The organism is Gardnerella phocaeensis (assembly GCF_048545075.1).
Lineage (GTDB): Bacteria > Actinomycetota > Actinomycetes > Actinomycetales > Bifidobacteriaceae > Bifidobacterium > Bifidobacterium vaginale_J.
The window spans coordinates 1-17,379 of record NZ_JBKQXS010000009.1; the positions used below are offsets into that span (position 1 = coordinate 1).

Consider the following 17,379-nt stretch of genomic DNA (forward strand, 5'->3'; position numbering starts at 1 on the left):
CGGTCCCATTCCGAACCCGGAAGCTAAGGCCTGACACGGCGAGGGTACTGCACTCGATAGGGTGTGGGAGACTAGCACGCTGCCGCATTAATCTTTCTAGCGGGGAGTTTTTAACTCCCCGCTTTTTTTATTACACGCACTACTATTATTTATTCCCCACTACTGTTTTTTTGGGGTTATAGGCCGAAAAGTGTGTAAAGTTAAGCTGATGAATATTCTGCGCGTATAAGCCACATCTTAAACACTGTTACAAATTCAGTCGAGTATCTGAGAAAGTAACGGTCATATGTTACTCGCGCAGTATGTAATCCACGTTAATAACGAATAATCGCGATTTAGCGTTACTCGCGCAGTACGCTATCTGCGCCAGTAACGGAAAACGGCAGAAACTGTGCAGCCGTGTAAAGTTTATGCCGTTTCCCAGCTAGATTCCGGCCAAAACTTTACAAACGTGTAAAGTTTATGCCGCCTACGCTCTAAATCGCAGCGATCAAGCAGGCCGTCAGCGCATACACTCCAAAACTCACGCCACATTATGCGTAGTATAAGTAGTTTTCTATCTTTAATTGTTGCCTTTGTACAATAAACATCGAGAATGTTGAAAATTATTTAATAAAATAAGTACTACAATATAAAATGTATTTCGTGCACGAATACGCTTTATAGAGGAGAAGAAGTATATGGTTTACTGTAATTCGTGTGGTGCGGCTAATGATGATAATTCAAGTTTTTGCAACTTATGCGGGGCAACTTTAACTGAGTGTTCACTTCATACAGGTCAATCAGAACCGCAGCCTTATAACGCAAATAATGTGTCACTTCAGCAAGCTTACTATCCTAGAAATCAGCAATATTTCTATAGCTCTGAAAACTATGTCAATTCGCAAGAATCTGCTGTTAAAGATAAAAAGCTTAAAACTAGGAGAAAAGCAGTAATTGCATCAATAATTTTTTTGATACTTGTAGTTGGAGCAATTGTAACTTATTTCACGCTGCAAAACCTAGTATATTCTCCTGAAGCAACGGTTAAAAATTATTTAAATCTTGTTTCTCAAGGTAAGTATACTCAAGCAACGAGTGAATATACTGATGCTAGTCCTCGTGGTTTTACTTACGTAAATCCGCATGAATCACTGTTTACAGACAAATTTGCAGGCGACGCAAACTCTCGTATTTCAAATGCTAAAGTCTTGTCGTCAACTCCTTACGAATGTATTGCTGGAAAATATTACAAATATGTAAATATGGGGAAGGCAAAAAAATCTACTTGTTATAAAGTTAAAGTTAACTATAACGTCGGAGATAAAAACGTTAACAGAACATTATATTTAAGATATGATTCAACACAACTGTTTATGTTTAAAAAATATAAGATAGATTCTATCGGTACCGCTACTTCTATATCGGTAAAGGTTCCTAGTAATAAACAAAAAATAAAAATAAATGGTAAAGAAGTGGAACTCTATGGCTGTTACGATAATGGCACTTCTGCTTTTGATGTTATTTTTGCATTACCAGGAATTTATAAGATAACAGCATATGACAAATATGGAACATCAAAAGATTTTGTAATAAATACCGCAAATGTCAGGCCGGAAAATTCTATAGATGTTGACACAGTAGGAAGCGATGATTACTAAAAAGTAATGGTTTTAGTTCAAATCTAGTTATGCGTTCACATATTAGAAAAATGTAAAACTTACAAATCGCTCCTGCCTTCGTATTTTTTGACGAAGGCAGACCTCGCTTGCGTTGAAAGCACACTGTGCTTTCAACCCTGAGCAAGCTCGGCGCTCCGAATTGCTTTCGCGCGCTTTGACCGAGCTTGAAATCAACGGGATTTCAAGCTCCTTCAAAGCGTGATTTGGCTCAGTTGTGAAGCACACTGTGCTTCACATGCCAAATCAGCCGAACGACTATGCCGTGGGGAATAAGCGCGAAAGCAGGTCGTCACGCAAATGCCGGAAAGTACTACGTGCGTATTTGGTGCGATATACTAAAAGACATGACTACACAAACTTTTGAAGCACTCGCAAAGTCGCGATTTTCTGCACGTGATTTTCTAAATAAACCAGTCGATTCTAAAATCCTTGAAACTATTTTGCAAACAGCTGCACAATCGCCGAGCTGGTCTAACACTCGTGGCTACATGCTCGCTATTGCTCAAGGAGAACGCAAGCAGCAGCTTATTGATGCTTATACGCAAAAATGCAAAGCAATGTTTCGTACTAAAGACGCAACTCTTAGCGAAGAAGATCGCATGATAGCCCAGAAAATGAGCCAGCCGGATGGAGATTTTTCTGTAATGGCTCCGTATCCACAATCGCTTAAAGAGCGCAGTGCGCGTTTAGGGTTGGCGTTGTATAAACATTTAAATATTGATCGCAAAGATTTTCCTGCTCGAAATGCTCACACTTTGCGCAACTTCCAGGCGTTTGGTGCGCCAGTTATGGGATTTGTGCTTGTTCGTCGCGATTTTCTGCCGTTTGCTGCGCTGGATGCTGGAATTATGCTGCAAACGTTACTGTTGGCCGCCAAAGAGCAAGGCGTAGATTCATGCCCGCTTGGCGTTCTTGCCACATGGCGTTCACCGCTTGACGAAGTATTCGATATTCCGCCGGAGTATGCGCTGATTACTGGTTTTGCGCTAGGGTATGCGTCTGAGGCGCACGTAAATGCTTTCCGCGCGGAGCATCCTCCAATTGAACTTGCGCAAGAAAAGTAACTTCGCACAAACCAATCTATCTTGCAAAGCCCAAAGTACTTTGGAAAATATCAGATAGAATTGCCAAATATGCCCTATTTTCGCTAATTCTATCTTGCAAAACCCAAAGTACTTTGCTAAATTGAAGATAGAAGTGGAAAGAAAGTGAATGCGAATGATTTTCAATCGTCAAAGGTACATAAAGAAACTTAACAAGCTTAGTTGGAATGGTCTGGTTAAAATCATTACTGGTGCGCGCCGCGCGGGAAAATCGTTCATTCTTAACGAGCTGTTCTATAATTCTCTTATTTCTCAAGGTGTTTTGCAGAATAATATTATTCGGTTCGCATTTGATGCAGACGAAGATATTGATCGTCTTGAGCCATTTGCAAATGGCGAACCAGTAAAAATCGCAGATAAAAAACTTGGCTACGTTATAAATGCTAAAGTGTTCCGTCGCTACATTGCGTCGCAAATAAATGATAGTGACAAGTTTTACATTTTCCTCGACGAAGTGCAATTGCTTGACAATTTTGTTGGCACACTTAACAGTTACTTAAGGCACGCAAATTTAGACATATATGTTACTGGATCTAACTCCCGTTTTCTTTCATCAGACATTGTTACTGAATTTAAGGGGAGAAGCACAGAAGTTCACGTTCAACCTCTTACTTTTGCCGAATACATGGAAAGTTCTAGCAAAACGATTTCAGAATCTTGGGCAGATTACATTGTTACTGGCGGAATACCGCTTGTAGCTAGAATGCAAAATGTTGAGGAACAAATAAAATACCTTGAAAATCTTGTTAAAGAAACTTATTTGAAAGATGTAGTTCAGCGAAACGGCGTGCGAAAAGAGCAGGCTCTTTCTGAAACCTTGCAAGTAATAGCTTCGTCAATAGGCGCTCCTGTTAATCCAAGGAAACTTTCTAACACGTTTATTAGCCACGGATATGGAGAAATTACTTCAGAAACTGTTAGTCGTTTCATAGACTACTACAGTGATGCTTTTCTTGTAAGCAAAGCTCAAAAGTACAATATTAAGGGCAAAAAATACATTGATTCCTTGTTCAAAATTTACTTTGAAGACATTGGAGTACGCAACGCTTTACTTAATTTTAGGCAAATAGAAGAGTCGCATATTATGGAAAATGTTATATACAACGAGTTAAGGTATCGCGGATATAACGTAGATATTGGCGAAATGAATATTGCTGAAAATACTGGTCGAAAAGATAAAAATAACCATGATATTTATGCGCAAAAATCTTTGGAAATAGATTTTATCGCTACTTTGGGAAGTGAAAAATATTATATACAATCTGCGCTCGCTATAACGACGGAAGAAAAATCATTGCAAGAAAAGCGCTCGCTTTACTATATTGATAATTCTTTCAAAAAGATAGTAGTTACGAAAAATGGGTTACATGTTACAAGAGATAATCGTGGAGTAATTACCATGGACCTATTTGATTTTTTGCTTAATGAGGATAGTCTTAATCGGTGATTTAATAGAGTGATATTAGACCTCTGAGCAAGTCAATCACTCAGTAACATATAAACTCTATGCAAAATAAATCATTCTATGGTATTACACCAGCTTCAAGAATCATAAATAAAAATCATCATTTAGTGTGATGCAAACTCTTTACGGCGATCATAAGCTATTAACCAAAAGCTGAAATCCTAAATAAAGTGGTAATCATAAAAGCGTTAATTGCAGCATTACCGAGCCCTTTATTTATTTTGGATTAGTTTGAGAGGCTCGTTTCGACGCATCCTATGTGTTTTACGAGTTTGGTGAGTAAGGAGCTTTGCGTTATGCGTAAGTTTACAAAAGTACTCTTGTTAGCTGCTCTGCCAGCGTGTTTGCTTACCGCATGCGCTGGTAGAGCAGTTGATGATAGCCAACAGCAGGCATCGCATGATTCAGTTCCACTTATTTCAGTCAAAAAACAGCCTTTAACACAAGTTGTGTCGGGTAAAGCAGCAATAGAACAATCGTCTACCTTTGTTATCACTGCTGTAAGTAGAGGGAATTTTTCTCCATCGGTAAAAGCAGGAAGTGCTGTAAAAGCTGGAAGTATTTTAGGCTACAATGCTGGTAACAAAATTATTGCTCCCGTAGACGCTAAAGTTGTGTCAGTAGCTGAATCATCTGCGGACATACCTAAATCTTTCCCGCTATTCACTCTTAAATATGAAGGTTTTTCAATAAGCCTTAACGCAAAAGCTTTACTTCGTTCTGCGGATATTGCAGATGTTAAAGGTCGCTTCCAAGTTGAAGATGGTGTTGGGCCAACCAATTGTTTGCAAATAGTACAAAGCGGTGGAACTTCTACCGATGTTGCAGCCTCGGGTAGTAGCAAGAATGATAATGCTGATTCAACTGAAACGGCTGAATCTAGTGAGCAAAGTACACCTAGTGTATCGTCAAAAGTTTTAACGTGTTTAATAGATAAAAGCACAGAAGTAGAATCAGGCCAAAATGCGACGCTTGTTTTTAATGGCAAGCATAAACAATCGGTTTTAACTTTGCCTGTTAGTGCGGTTGCTGGAAGAGTTCAAAAAGGTTTAGTCTCATACAAGAAAGGCGATAATTGGGAGCGTAAAGAAGTTGGTCTTGGAATCAGTGACGGCGCTAATATTGAAATTACGTCTGGCTTGCATGAGGGTGATGTTGTAGCAGGTGTTTCTCCTGATCTCATTCCAGGAGTGCAATGATTATGGAGAACAATCCTGTTCCACTGGTTGAACTACAAGACGTGTCAGCGCGTGTAAAACTAGGCAATGGAGAATGGCTTACCACTGTTAATTCTGCTTCTATGCTACTTAACCAAGGTGAAACATATGCGGTAGTTGGCAGGTCTGGATCTGGCAAAACAAGTCTTATTTCTATTATTGGATTTTTGAATAAAAATTTTACTGGCAAATACTATTATTCTGGCAAGTCAATCCAAAAGTGTAGTGATGCTACAGTATCGCATATGCGCGCTCGAAATATTGGTTTTGTTTTCCAAAACTATTCACTTATTAAGCATTTAAGCATTAGAGAAAATGTTGAATTGCCGCTTTTATACGCAGGACTACAACAAAGCAAGCAGACAAGAAGAAAAACGATAGAAGAAGCATTATGTGCTGTTGGATTGCAAGATAAACTAAACGAATACCCTGGAAAGCTATCAGGCGGTGAACAGCAGAGAGTCGCGATAGCGCGTGCGCTCGTTACTAATCCCGAATTACTTATTTGCGATGAGCCAACTGGTGCGCTCGATAGTAGTACGGGAGAAAAAGTGCTTCAAGTGTTGCATGATCGTGTTCAAGAATCTGGAACAACATTACTATTAGTCACTCATGATATGAAAGTGGCTCGTTCTTGCTCTCACATTTTTACTATGGAAGGCGGTGTTCTTTATGATCATGCTGCTTAAAGATTTGCGCTTGTCTCCTATGAGATCCTTCCTTACAGGTTTTTCAATGTTTATCGGCATCATTGCTGTTATTGCGTCAGTGCTTATTGGCACGGTTGGTAAGGACTATCTTATTGCAACTAACGAACAGCTAAACGGTCGTAGACCAACATACGAGATTACTTTTTCAGCACAAAATTTTGACAAATATTCAGTATTTAACAAATTCTTAAATCGCATTGAATCCGCAAATCGTAACGCTAACGTTATGCTACAACCAAACACTGGACTACTGTTTAGCGCTTCTATGCCAGCTTTGAAGAGCGTAAAAATAAGCGAAGAATATAAAACTAGCAATCTTCAATATGTTGACGCTGTTTACACTACGTCAGGATACAATAAAGTTTATAACTTACCTATTGTAAGTGGAAGATGGTTTAGTAATAGCGCTAAAAGCAACGCATTAGAAATGGTAGTAAACCAATCTGCTAGCAAAAGATACAAGATTGGTGAAGTAGCATTTATTACTTCTCGCAAAACAACACAAATGAGTCTTATAAGGATTGTTGGAGTTGTGAACGATGGCGTAGACTCAGCAAAAGCATACGTGAATATTCTAGGCTTGTTACGTTACGCTCCAACTCTTTGGGAATATTCTGAAAAAGAAACTCAAGGCTCAATCTACTGGTTAAATAAAGAAAATCGTTCTCAAAAATCAATTAAATCTTATGTTTCAGACGCTCTTTATGACTGTTGTGGTGGGCAAGTAAACGAAATTAGAAGACATGATAATAGTGATGATTACGAGAATGTGATAACAGTATTGCAATTAAGTTTTGCTATCGTAGCAGCATTATTGCTTTTTGTTTCCGCGTTAGGTTTAATCAATATTGGTTTAGCATCGTTGGAGCAACGCACACATGAACTGCTTATACGCAGAGCTTTGGGTGCTACTAGATGGTCGATTGCTTCACTCGTGTTAGGCAGTGCGATTATTTTAGCGCTGATAGTTTCGATTGCTGCTGTCGCTGTTTCTTTTGGTCTTGTGTCTATAGCATCAAGTTTTTGGGATGCATCAAACCCAGTTAGTCCGCCAGTTTACCCATATGAAGCCGCTATTGGAGCTGTTATTGCGGCTTTTATCACAGCACTTGCTGGAAGTGTGGTGCCGGCAATAAAAGCATCGCGTTTACAGCCAGCATTAGCATTGCGTTAATTTTCAAAAAATAAGAAAGAAGGAATAATGAATAATCATACTATTGGTAAAGCAACTCTTATTATTGGTGTGCTTAGTGCGATTCTTATGTTCAATGCTTGTGGAGGAGTAGGCAACAATAATGCGAGTGGTATGGATGGCTCGCGCTCGCAAAATAGTTCGCCTAGAGAGACTGTTGATTTTGCTCATATAGAGAAGGAATATCAGGAATCTGTGGCAAAGCTTAGTTGGCCTGAAAAATATAAAGCTCCTGCAAACTTGGTTGGAGAAGAAAAAGACAGTCAGTTCCAGAGTGGATATGGCGATACGCAAGCATCTAATTATTATCAGTGTGCTTGGGAACGGCAATGGCTAGACACGTATGCTAGTGATGAGCAAGCGGCGAGTAAAGCTTTGCATGAGCTTGAAAAAGTGCCTAGTATGCCGTTTATGGGTCCAGACCGTTGTGATGATGCAACGCGAAACTTTTTCAAAGAGCACATGCGCAAAGCAAAACTGGGAGATCCATCAGGATTCCAACAGGATGTGCAAACTAATTGTCCTGTGATGTAATTGCATTTGTATAGCTTTGTTGTGTTGATTTTATATGCAATGCCTATTTACTGAATTGATAAATAGGCATATACTTATATGTGTGAAGCGAAAAGAGTTGGAGAAAAGACTCAATCAGCTTGCAAGAAGTACTAATAAACAAATAACTTGGGCTGAGGGCGGTAATCATAGCAAAGTTTGCATTGGTGAATTTGCTACTACTGTTCCGAGGCATAATGAAATCAATGAACTTACTGCTAGAAGCATTATCAGATATTTTGAAAGGAATCTGCAAGCATGATAAGAGTAATGAGTGCTACTGAGCATGATAATGCAACGACTTGTTTGCAAATGGTGACAGCTATAGCTCGCAGATGCGATGGCTGGTGGGCTATAGAAGTGCCGGAAATACCAGGATTATTTACTCAAGTACGTAGGCTTGATCAGGTTGCAGCAATGGTAAAAGATGCTGCTGCAACTTTAAATGTTAAAGTCAATGGCGTGAAAGTAACTCCGAAACTTAGTGAGCAAGATGAGCTTATGCTTCAGCGCATGTTAGATGCAAAATCTGCAGCTATAAAAACTCAAGAAGAAGCGTCTATGCTTATGCGTGAAACAGTTCGCATACTAAGGAATCAGGGATTGACGGTTCGTGATGTTGCAGAGCTTACGGGGGTTACTCCGCAGCGAATAAGTTCGCTTAAAGCTTAGTAACTTAATGCAATATGGTTGAGGCTATAAGCAAATGAATTGTTCAGTAACGTATAAACTCTATGCAAAATAAATCATTAACAGATAAATAATCAAAAGCCAAGCCGTAGGATGCGTGGCTACAGCTTGGCCTTTGAAAACTGTGATATGTTTTTATGTTAAAATTCGCAGTCTAATGCTTTTACTTATTTTTTGGCAATGCCAAGAGCTTTTGAACTTTCATCCTTGTCAAGACCTATAAATAGGAGCACAATTATACCAATAATCAGCGGAACATAACCGTATCCAGATCCGTGGATTATGCCGAATATTTCCATAAGCCCATTTGCTATTACAGCTAGTGAAGATGCGATAAAATATAGTTGCGCGCACCACGGTTTTTTAATGAGGAACATGGTTGCAAGACCAAATAATCCAGCGATAATTTGAGGCACTCCCCATAGATAATCATTACGCATTACAATCAGCGCAATTCCGCTAGCAAGAAATACGCCATTGGCTATTGTCCAAAATACGGACGGAATTTGTGCTTTTGTATCTTCTAAATTACTCATATTCTTCTCCTTCTAATACAAGAAAATAATTGCGTATATAAAACCTTGACGATTTATAAATTAATGGCGCGCTAAAAGGTAAACAATATCTTGTATATGAAAACCTTTACAAATAATTACTAATTAAAACTACTCAAGATTCATTAATCTTTTAAACTGAATCAGTAAAGCATACTATCTATACAGTTATGTTCATTTCTGAAAGGGATAACTGCATTACATTCCCAATACTTACCAAAGGCTCGAAAATAAAGTGAACCGCCTAAATGCTTTAGGGTATCGCGATGAAGCAGAAGCCCTTTTTGAGATACTGCGCGAATCGCATTTTTACTTTTCTCGCCCAAAAATCGAACATTAAACTGTTTTATAACAATTTGTTTTTCGCGTATCGAAATTCTGATGTAATAAACTAAAGAAGCATATTTTCGCATGTTCAAATATAGCTCTTCGATTAATTCAATAACTTCACAGATGATTTCATCGCTAATGTCTTCAGGAATATCGTTACTAGATATATTGCATATGGATCTTCCTTTTAATCCACATGATTTATTGATTGAGTCGTTCATTTGTAGCGTATTTTCAATGCGCTGAATGAACTCGCTTCTAGCATCATGCTTAGCAGTATTTCCACGCAGAATGTCGATAATATTATGACCTTCTTCAAAAGCCTGATCTGCCAAATCATTTATTTCCTCAATAGCTTCTCGTTGCTTTTTAGAAATAGACTTGTCAAGTAATGCTATTTTACTTTGTAGTGCAATATCTGCAATCTTATTAGTTAATTTATCGTGCATTCGCACAGCCAAATTAAGATTATTAATTGTTTGCTTGTCTTTTTCATAAAGAACCATTTTTTGGTGAGAAATGCGTAAAATAATACCAGTGCAAACGCAAAATATATTTATTAAAAGGTAAGCAATAAGATACTTGAAAGACAAAGTTGATAGGTATCGGTATGCAATGTAGTGTAATGCATCTAGTACTAAGAATAAAGGTAGTGTAAATTGAATCGGATATAAATATGAAATAAAAACAAATGATATGATGAGCCCGAAAGTTACTGGTGGAAGATTCAGACTAGGAATAACAAGAATGCTGAGGTGCACAAAAATATAGCACATGCTCATAAAATGCGGGAGCAAGCAAAGGAACAGATTCATAGCAGCAAGAATCATGTAAACTATGACAAGTTGTATTGTGCTATTGTCGCTATTTGAGTAAATATATGCATCCATTGCGCTCGACAAACATCCCAATAGTAAAAATGTTTTATTGTCAATAAGCTTTTCTCGCAAACGCCGCATTAAGAAAATAATCATTGTGTATCATTTCCTAAATATTCATCATGCAGCCATGTGGTAATAAGTTGTGAACGATTCGTCACATTCAACTTTTTGAACACGCGACGAAGGATAGTTTCCACAGTACAAGTTTCAACAAATAAACGTTTAGCGATTTGCGCATTAGTCATGCCTTTACTGCACAACTTTACAATTTCAGTCTCATGATCCGTTAAAGCAAGGCGTCCCTTTTTTGGCTTATTTTGCAAACGTTGAAATGCTGTCATCGTGTCGTCAAAATGAAGATCACCTATTATTTGCGGCTTGAATGTGCCATGGGCAATACTGCTAAGCATGGCGCAAATAGTTTCTGGGTGGTTCTTCCCAACAATGCCTTGCGCGCCTGCTGTCGATGCTTTTAATGCATAATCGTTGATAGGGAATGAAGTTATAGCAATTATTATTGGGAGTGAGTATCTTCTTCGCAATTCGTATAATATTTTAATTCCCGAAACCCCAGACATATACATGTCAATTAGCAGCACGTCTGGGCATTGATTTTGACAAAACTGAATTGCTTGATCGGCGTACGCGGATAACCAGCAAATACTGCAGGACGGAACAACCTGTTCAATATATGTTTTTAGGCCGTGTAGACAAAAACAATCATCATCAACAATGCCAACAGTAATATGCTTTGCTGCCATACTGCTCCTTTATAAAAGCATTATTTAAGTAATAATAATACTTGAATTTGTATAAGGAATATCTTGTCTAGGAAAACCTTTACAAATGGAATCTTATAAAGGTAGTCGCTGAGAGCTTACGGGAGTTACTCCGCAGCGAATAAGTTCGCTTAAAGCTTAGTAACTTAATGCAATATGGTTGAGACTATGCACAATCAGCAAAAAGTGTAGAAGTTGCAGCTACTGGCGATAGTAAGAGAGGAAGCTGGAGAGTTTGCTCATTGCGTCGCGAAGCGTTTGCAAGCGCGGCAAGTAGACTACGCGGAAGTAGCCTGGAGTCTGCCAATTAAAGCCTTTGCCGTGCACAATCAGCAATTTCTGATCGCGTAGCAAATCAAGCGCAAACTGTTCGTCATCGTGAATGTTGTATCGACTTGGATCGAGCTTTACAAACATGTAGAAAGCGGCATCCGGTCGCTCAACGCTTACGCCATCCATCTCCTGAAGCGCGTTATAGCAATACTCGCGCTGCTCATACACGCGTCCGCCTGGCTCCAAATACTTTTCAACGCTTTGGTATCCGCCCAAAGCAGTTTGAATAATCGACTGCGCAGGAACATTCGAGCACAAGCGCATATTAGACAGCATATTAAGACCCATAATGTAGTCGCGAGCCTTGGATTTATCTCCAGAAAGACTCATCCAACCAATGCGGAAGCCGGCAATCATATGCGATTTAGAAAGTCCGCTGAAAGTTACGCAGAACACGTCTGGAGCAAGAGAAGCAATCGAAATATGCTTCTTGCCGTCCATAACAAGACGGTCGTAAATCTCGTCCGCAAAAATAATCAAATTAAACTCGCGCGCAATCTTAACAATCTCTTCCAAAACTTCGCGACTATACAGCACGCCTGTAGGATTATTTGGGTTAATAATCACGATTGCTTTAGTGCGAGGCGTGATTTTAGAGCGAATATCGGCAATATCTGGGTACCAATGTGACTTTTCGTCACACATGTAGTGCACAGGAGTGCCTCCTGCCAGGCTAGCGCACGCAGTCCACAGAGGATAGTCCGGGCTTGGGATAAGAATCTCGTCGCCGCAATCAAGCAGTGCCTGCATAGAAAGGTTAATCAGCTCGGAAACGCCGTTTCCAGTGTAAATATCTTCCATTTGCACGCCTGGAATGCCCTTAAGCTGATCGTATTGCATAATCGCTTTGCGTGCAGAGAAAAGTCCGCGACTATCCGAGTAGCCTTCGCAGTCAATAAGCTGCTGCTGCATGTCGTAAATCACTTCGTCTGGAGCGCGGAAACCAAAAGGCGCAGGATTTCCAATATTGAGCTTTAGAATATGCGTTCCGTTTGCTTCCATGCGGTTTGCTTCTTCAACAACTGGGCCGCGAACGTCATAAAGCACATGTTCTAGTTTGGTGGATTTGTTGAAGTTTCTATGTTTGAGTGTTTGGGAAAGTTCAGCTTCCGTAAGCTGTGGCTGATTTAATTGTGATTCTTCTTCAGACTGGCAGTTTTGCGCGACTTTTGCGCAAGAATGACCGCCTTTGATTCCGTCGCCGCTGATTCCAAGAATTTCAGCAAGCATGTTACGCACGTCTTTGCGCGGCTCAGTTTTGCCGCTTAAATACTGACTTAACTGGCTTTTGCCAAGTTTATGGCCGTTTTTTGCTGCAAGCTCGATTACGTCAATCTGCTTGTACCCGTTGCGTTTCATAGCTTTCTTAAGCTCGTCAGCAAAATTCTGTGCCATAATCTGTCTTTCTCGTAAAATCAGCGTTTATAAATTGAACAAGTTTATAGCAAAGTTCAAAATATAAGTATTAAATTGAACTATTTATATTTTTAGTGATGATTTTACGCGCAAATTTGCATTTTGCAAAGTAAAAATTGAATTTATTTTGAATTTTTGCAAATGGTACAAATTATTTTGAATTTATATTGAACTTTTGTGAATATGTTTGGTGGCTTAAGTTTAGGAAGTTATACACGATTTACGCTACTTCGCATAACTCGTAGAAGCTGTGTTAAGCGGTTTGCTACCATAAAAGCTATGTATTTCTTTACTCCGAGGCGCTGCGAATCTACCCAAAAAATCATGTACAAGAATAAAGGGCAGGCTCTTATGGCGGCGGAGCAGAGTTTAAGAGAGCGCGGTGCGCAATTGTGGGTATACGCTTGTGAATATTGCGGATGCTGGCATTTGACGCATAAAAATCCGGTGGATCGCATGTATTCCGATATGCGCTCGCCATCCGCAAGCACGAAGCCGAGGTCTAGAAAACGTGGGTACAAACCAAGACGGCGCTAAACTAATGCTGCGCTAATTACGCAACATTAAAACCTTGTCTTGCAACCTGCTCAACATCTTCTGCCTCATGCTTTTTCGCGCTACTATCTGTTGCCAACGCAACAATTTGCGCGCTAAAAGCGTCAACTGGTCGGCTAGCGTTTCGCAAATCGTAATATTGATGCACGCGCGCGTCAAAATCAGCAAGATTTTCTAATAATTCAACGTCGTCAGCAGGGTAAGTATTTTCAAAAATCTGCATGTTAGCGCTCATTCGCGGCTTTAATTCCGGATTTTGCGCAGGCTTACCAATTGCCAAACCAAGCACAGGGTATGTGTATTCAGGCAAATTCAAAATATCAATAAGCTGAGTTCTACTGTTCAAAATTGAACCGAGAATTACGCAACCAAGTCCCAAAGATTCCGCGGCAGTTTCCATGGCATGAAGCGCCAAAATAACGTCATTTTGAGCTTGAGTAAAGCGGTAACGGGTTTTAAGTATAAACTCATCGCTACTGGTATCTACATCTATGCCATTTTTTCGCGCAATTGCAGCGTTTCTGTGCTGATCAATAATAAAAACGTACAGTAATGGAGCAGTAGCAATATAGGTTTGATTGCCAATTTCGGAAAGCTTTTGCTTAATTGAAGCGTCAGTAATCTTGATCGCTGACCAATCATTCAAAAACTGGCTGCAAGCAGCGCGCTGAGCCACGGTTTCAAGAGTGGCAACTGTATCTTCGTCAATTGATTCGCTGCTAAAAGCGCGAATTGAGCGGCGGTTCAGTAAAGTATCAATAGTTTCGTTATGACGTAAATTTTGCACGTGCTTTTATCCCTTACTATTTCCTTATTATCTTCTCATTATTTCGACTATTTTTCGCTTATTTCTCATTTTTAGTTAATTCGTTCAAAATCAGAATTTATTTTTTCGAAACTGCCGTTTTCTTTGCCTTCGTGCAATATAAGACAAGGTTCCGCGGCTTGCTAAGCGACCAACAATCGTAGTAAGAATCGCAGAAAATACTGCAAATCCAAGAGACATTATCAGCGGCTCTTCTTGCTTAACACTCTGCTTTTGCGCAATTTTTTCTTTAGAAAGATTGTTAGAACGATTATTGGAGCTTAAATTTATTTTTCTAGTATCAACATGTTTTTTCCATATTACATGCGCAATTTGCCCTGCAATAAACGTTGCAAAAGAAGGAAGTGCAGATTTTAGTAAAGAATCTCCTAAAGTATTTGGGTTTTTTAATCGGCGCTCGCGAAGTGCATCAATCTTACGATTTGCTGCATTAAGTCGTTGCACTGTAGCTTGAGCCGCACGATGGCTTCGTTGAGTTTTAGTATTAGCCGATGATAATTGCGTCATATTTTCTATGTTAGTGGTAACGAAATACCAATTTTGGCGGTAACATAGAACAGTAATCTTGATTTGCAGCAGTGTAGATGCATTTTGAGAAATATACGTGAAACAAACTCGTGCCGCTTGGCGTCCGGCGCGACGGAAGGGTTACGTGGCGCTGTAGAGGAATGTGAAAGCTATGCAGAATAACGCTACTCAAGAATTATCCGAAAAAGAATGCTTGAAGCAGGGTTGCTTGGTGTTACTTCGTCACGGCCAAACTGCTTGGAGTGTGTCCGGTCAGCATACTGGGCGCACGGATTTGCCTCTTACTGAAGTCGGTGTTGAGCAGGCAAAAGAGGCTGGTGCTAGATTGCAGAGTGCGTTCACAAAAGGTTTTGATGAGGATTGTGTGCTTGTAAGTCCGCTTCGTCGCGCGCAGCAAACAGCTCAGTTTGCTGGATTTGCTTCGTACGAAATTTGCGATAGTGCGCTGGAGTGGGATTATGGTGCTGCTGAAGGTCGCACTAGAGGCGATATTGCGGCATTAAGTGGCGTTGAGGCGTGGGATGTGTGGAAGCATGGTCCTAAAGTTCTCCCTTCTCACATGGTTAGTGACGCTAAAGAAGTGCTTCCTAGTGGAGAAGCAGTGGATGTGCACAGGACTTCTGGAGAAAGCTTGCAAGAGGTTTCGGATCGTACTCAGAAGATTATTGACATTGCAATGCCTAAATTGAAATTAGGTAAGGATGTGCTTGTTGTTGCGCATGCGCACGTATTACGTATATTAACTGCGCGCTGGCTTGGAGTAAGCCCAGATTTTGCGCGATTGTTGCGTCTCGATACTGCGCATTATTCTGTGTTGGGTGTTTACAAAGGTGACAATGTAATTGTGCATTGGAATTGCTGAAATACGGATTAGAATTTCGGATATTTTATTGTGATTTTCACAATTTTTATTGCAGATACATTTATATATTTGAGTCTTGCGTTTGCTGTAATATTGGCTCACTACTGTGGTTTAAACAGTATTCAATAGTGGTAATTAGTTAGTTTGGAAGAGATTAGCAGTATGTGGAAAGGTTCGATGATGAGTCGTTCAGTTAAGTCGATTATTGCGCTAGTGGTTTGCGCTGTTTTGGCGGCTTGCGCGTTTACTGCTTTTGGTTTTTCTAAGTCTTTTGGCGCAAATACCGATAGGTCTGCTGGTGGGAAGGTTATTTTCTTCAACTTCAAGCCTGAGGCTACTGCCGAATGGGAAAAGGTTATTGAAGAGTACAAAAGAGAGACTGGTGTTACGGTAAGCATAACTACGCCAACTGGTGGTCAGTACGAAGCTAGACTTAAAACTGAAGTAGAGAAATATAAAAATAATCCAGATGCAATGCCTACGTTATTCCAGATTAACGGTCCTGTTGGCTACGCTAACTGGAAGGATTACACTGCTGATCTAACTAATTCCATTCTTTATAGGAATCTTAGTGACAAATACAAGGATTACGCTGTTAAGGATGGCAATAAGGTTGTTGGCGTGCCATATGTTACTGAAAATTATGGATTGATTTACAACAAAGCTTTGCTTGCTAGATATGCGGATCTTCATAATTCAAAGTTGAGTCCGGAAGAAGACGGCAAATCTTTTGAAGATCAAATAACCTCTTTTGATAAGTTGAAGGAAGTTGCAGACGATTTGCAAAAACGCAAGGATGAGCTTGGGATTGACGGTGCTTTTGCATCCGCAGGATTTGATTTAAGTTCAGACTGGCGTTTTAAGACACACCTTGCAAATATGCCTTTGTATTATCAATTCAAGGATGGTGGTGTTGAAGGTCAGCCACAATCAATAACTGGCAAGTATGTTGATAATTTCAGGAAGATTTTTGACCTTTATATTTCTGATTCCACAACTCCTGTAAGTCAGTTAAGCACTAAAACTGGCGAGGACGCTGTTTATGAATTTGCTCTTGGCAAGGCTGTGTTCTATCAGAATGGTACTTGGGCTTGGGGTGATCTTTCGAAGGATGGTATAAAACCTGACGACGTTGGCATGCTACCAATTTATATTGGTGTTCCTGATGAGAAAAATCATGGTTTGGCTGCTGGTTCTGAGAACTATTGGTGCATCAATGAGAAGGCTTCTCCCGCTAACAAGAAGGCTACTGAGGACTTCCTGAAGTGGCTGCTTACTTCAGACTATGGTAAGAGGGCTTTAGCTGAGAAGATGGGATTTGTTACGCCGTTCGAAGGCTTTTCTAAAATTAAAGTAGATAATCCACTTAATCAAGCTGCTGTTGAATATGCAAATAAAGAAGGCAAGAAGCCTGTTAAGTGGGTGTTTGTTACCATGCCATCTAACGGTTGGAAAGACGATGTTGGCTCTGATCTGCTTACATACGCTCAGGCAACAAAAGATGGTATGACTTCTATGGGCGCTAATCAAGCATGGGATACTCTTAAGAAAGCGTTCGTTGAAGGCTGGGCTAAGGAATATAAGATTGCTCACAGTAAGAGTTAGCTGCTAATTAAATAATTTGTTTTAAACTATAATCCTTAAGGGATTGCGCAATCGTTTGCTAAATTGTTGCGTAATCCCTTTAATTATTGCCAAAAATACGTGCTAATTTTATTAGATATA

Annotated in this window: 17 protein-coding genes and 1 rRNA gene; 12 read left to right on the plus strand and 6 right to left on the minus strand. The window is 39.8% G+C overall.

All coding sequences use genetic code 11. The annotated features are described in order from the left end of the window. The 9 genes from rrf to ACJV2T_RS06045 all read left to right on the plus strand — a co-directional run. Positions 1–88, plus strand: a 5S ribosomal RNA gene (gene rrf / locus ACJV2T_RS06005); the annotation flags it as partial. Between the two features lie 592 nt (positions 89–680). Continuing rightward, positions 681–1,640 (plus strand): zinc-ribbon domain-containing protein, encoded by a 960-nt coding sequence (locus tag ACJV2T_RS06010; RefSeq protein ID WP_415683090.1) that lies wholly within the window; start codon positions 681–683, stop codon positions 1,638–1,640. A gap of 365 nt (positions 1,641–2,005) precedes the next feature. Further along, positions 2,006–2,725 (plus strand): nitroreductase family protein, encoded by a 720-nt coding sequence (locus ACJV2T_RS06015; protein WP_419399430.1) that lies wholly within the window; start codon positions 2,006–2,008, stop codon positions 2,723–2,725. A 148-nt stretch (positions 2,726–2,873) separates the two neighbouring features. Continuing rightward, entirely contained in the window at positions 2,874–4,211 is a 1,338-nt protein-coding gene (locus tag ACJV2T_RS06020; RefSeq protein ID WP_419399414.1) for an ATP-binding protein, read from the plus strand. A 314-nt stretch (positions 4,212–4,525) separates the two neighbouring features. Next, positions 4,526–5,428 carry an efflux RND transporter periplasmic adaptor subunit gene (locus ACJV2T_RS06025; RefSeq protein WP_419399415.1) on the plus strand — a complete coding sequence of 301 codons (903 nt, stop codon included), beginning with the start codon at positions 4,526–4,528 and terminating at the stop codon, positions 5,426–5,428. Next, positions 5,425–6,135: an ABC transporter ATP-binding protein gene (locus tag ACJV2T_RS06030; protein ID WP_419399416.1), complete on the plus strand. Its 711-nt coding sequence runs from the start codon at positions 5,425–5,427 to the stop codon at positions 6,133–6,135. The genes ACJV2T_RS06025 and ACJV2T_RS06030 overlap by 4 nt, the downstream gene beginning before the upstream one ends. Next, a complete protein-coding gene (locus ACJV2T_RS06035) occupies positions 6,119–7,330 on the plus strand; it encodes an ABC transporter permease (protein WP_419399417.1) in 1,212 nt (403 codons plus the stop codon). The genes ACJV2T_RS06030 and ACJV2T_RS06035 overlap by 17 nt, the downstream gene beginning before the upstream one ends. A gap of 27 nt (positions 7,331–7,357) precedes the next feature. Next, positions 7,358–7,882 (plus strand): hypothetical protein, encoded by a 525-nt coding sequence (locus tag ACJV2T_RS06040; protein ID WP_415687996.1) that lies wholly within the window; start codon positions 7,358–7,360, stop codon positions 7,880–7,882. Between the two features lie 276 nt (positions 7,883–8,158). After that, positions 8,159–8,572, plus strand: a complete 414-nt coding sequence (locus ACJV2T_RS06045; protein WP_419399418.1) for an XRE family transcriptional regulator — start codon at positions 8,159–8,161, stop codon at positions 8,570–8,572. A gap of 185 nt (positions 8,573–8,757) precedes the next feature. On the opposite strand, the gene ACJV2T_RS06050 is transcribed toward ACJV2T_RS06045, so the two are convergent. The 4 genes from ACJV2T_RS06050 to ACJV2T_RS06065 form a co-directional block, all read right to left on the minus strand. Beyond that, a complete protein-coding gene (locus ACJV2T_RS06050) occupies positions 8,758–9,126 on the minus strand; it encodes a hypothetical protein (RefSeq protein ID WP_415687738.1) in 369 nt (122 codons plus the stop codon). A gap of 161 nt (positions 9,127–9,287) precedes the next feature. Further along, positions 9,288–10,448 (minus strand): histidine kinase, encoded by a 1,161-nt coding sequence (locus ACJV2T_RS06055; protein WP_419399419.1) that lies wholly within the window; start codon positions 10,446–10,448, stop codon positions 9,288–9,290. Next, on the minus strand, positions 10,445–11,116 hold the full coding sequence (locus ACJV2T_RS06060) for a response regulator (RefSeq protein ID WP_419399420.1): 672 nt from the start codon (positions 11,114–11,116) through the stop codon (positions 10,445–10,447). Before ACJV2T_RS06060 ends, ACJV2T_RS06055 begins: the two co-directional genes overlap by 4 nt. Before the next feature lie 219 nt (positions 11,117–11,335). Further along, positions 11,336–12,862: an aminotransferase class I/II-fold pyridoxal phosphate-dependent enzyme gene (locus ACJV2T_RS06065; RefSeq protein ID WP_419399421.1), complete on the minus strand. Its 1,527-nt coding sequence runs from the start codon at positions 12,860–12,862 to the stop codon at positions 11,336–11,338. Positions 12,863–13,162: 300 nt separating this feature from the next. Here ACJV2T_RS06065 and ACJV2T_RS06070 point away from each other — a divergent pair, with 300 nt between their 5' ends. After that, positions 13,163–13,420 (plus strand): hypothetical protein, encoded by a 258-nt coding sequence (locus ACJV2T_RS06070; RefSeq protein WP_116971496.1) that lies wholly within the window; start codon positions 13,163–13,165, stop codon positions 13,418–13,420. Between the two features lie 16 nt (positions 13,421–13,436). On the opposite strand, the gene ACJV2T_RS06075 is transcribed toward ACJV2T_RS06070, so the two are convergent. Next, entirely contained in the window at positions 13,437–14,225 is a 789-nt protein-coding gene (locus ACJV2T_RS06075; RefSeq protein WP_419399422.1) for a nitroreductase family protein, read from the minus strand. A gap of 90 nt (positions 14,226–14,315) precedes the next feature. Then, a complete protein-coding gene (locus ACJV2T_RS06080; protein ID WP_419399423.1) occupies positions 14,316–14,771 on the minus strand; it encodes a DUF4235 domain-containing protein in 456 nt (151 codons plus the stop codon). Between the two features lie 172 nt (positions 14,772–14,943). Between ACJV2T_RS06080 and ACJV2T_RS06085 the strand changes: the two genes are divergently transcribed. Beyond that, positions 14,944–15,654: a histidine phosphatase family protein gene (locus ACJV2T_RS06085; protein ID WP_275712701.1), complete on the plus strand. Its 711-nt coding sequence runs from the start codon at positions 14,944–14,946 to the stop codon at positions 15,652–15,654. Between the two features lie 177 nt (positions 15,655–15,831). Beyond that, entirely contained in the window at positions 15,832–17,259 is a 1,428-nt protein-coding gene (locus ACJV2T_RS06090) for an ABC transporter substrate-binding protein (RefSeq protein WP_419399424.1), read from the plus strand. The last annotated feature ends 120 nt before the right edge of the window (positions 17,260–17,379 follow it).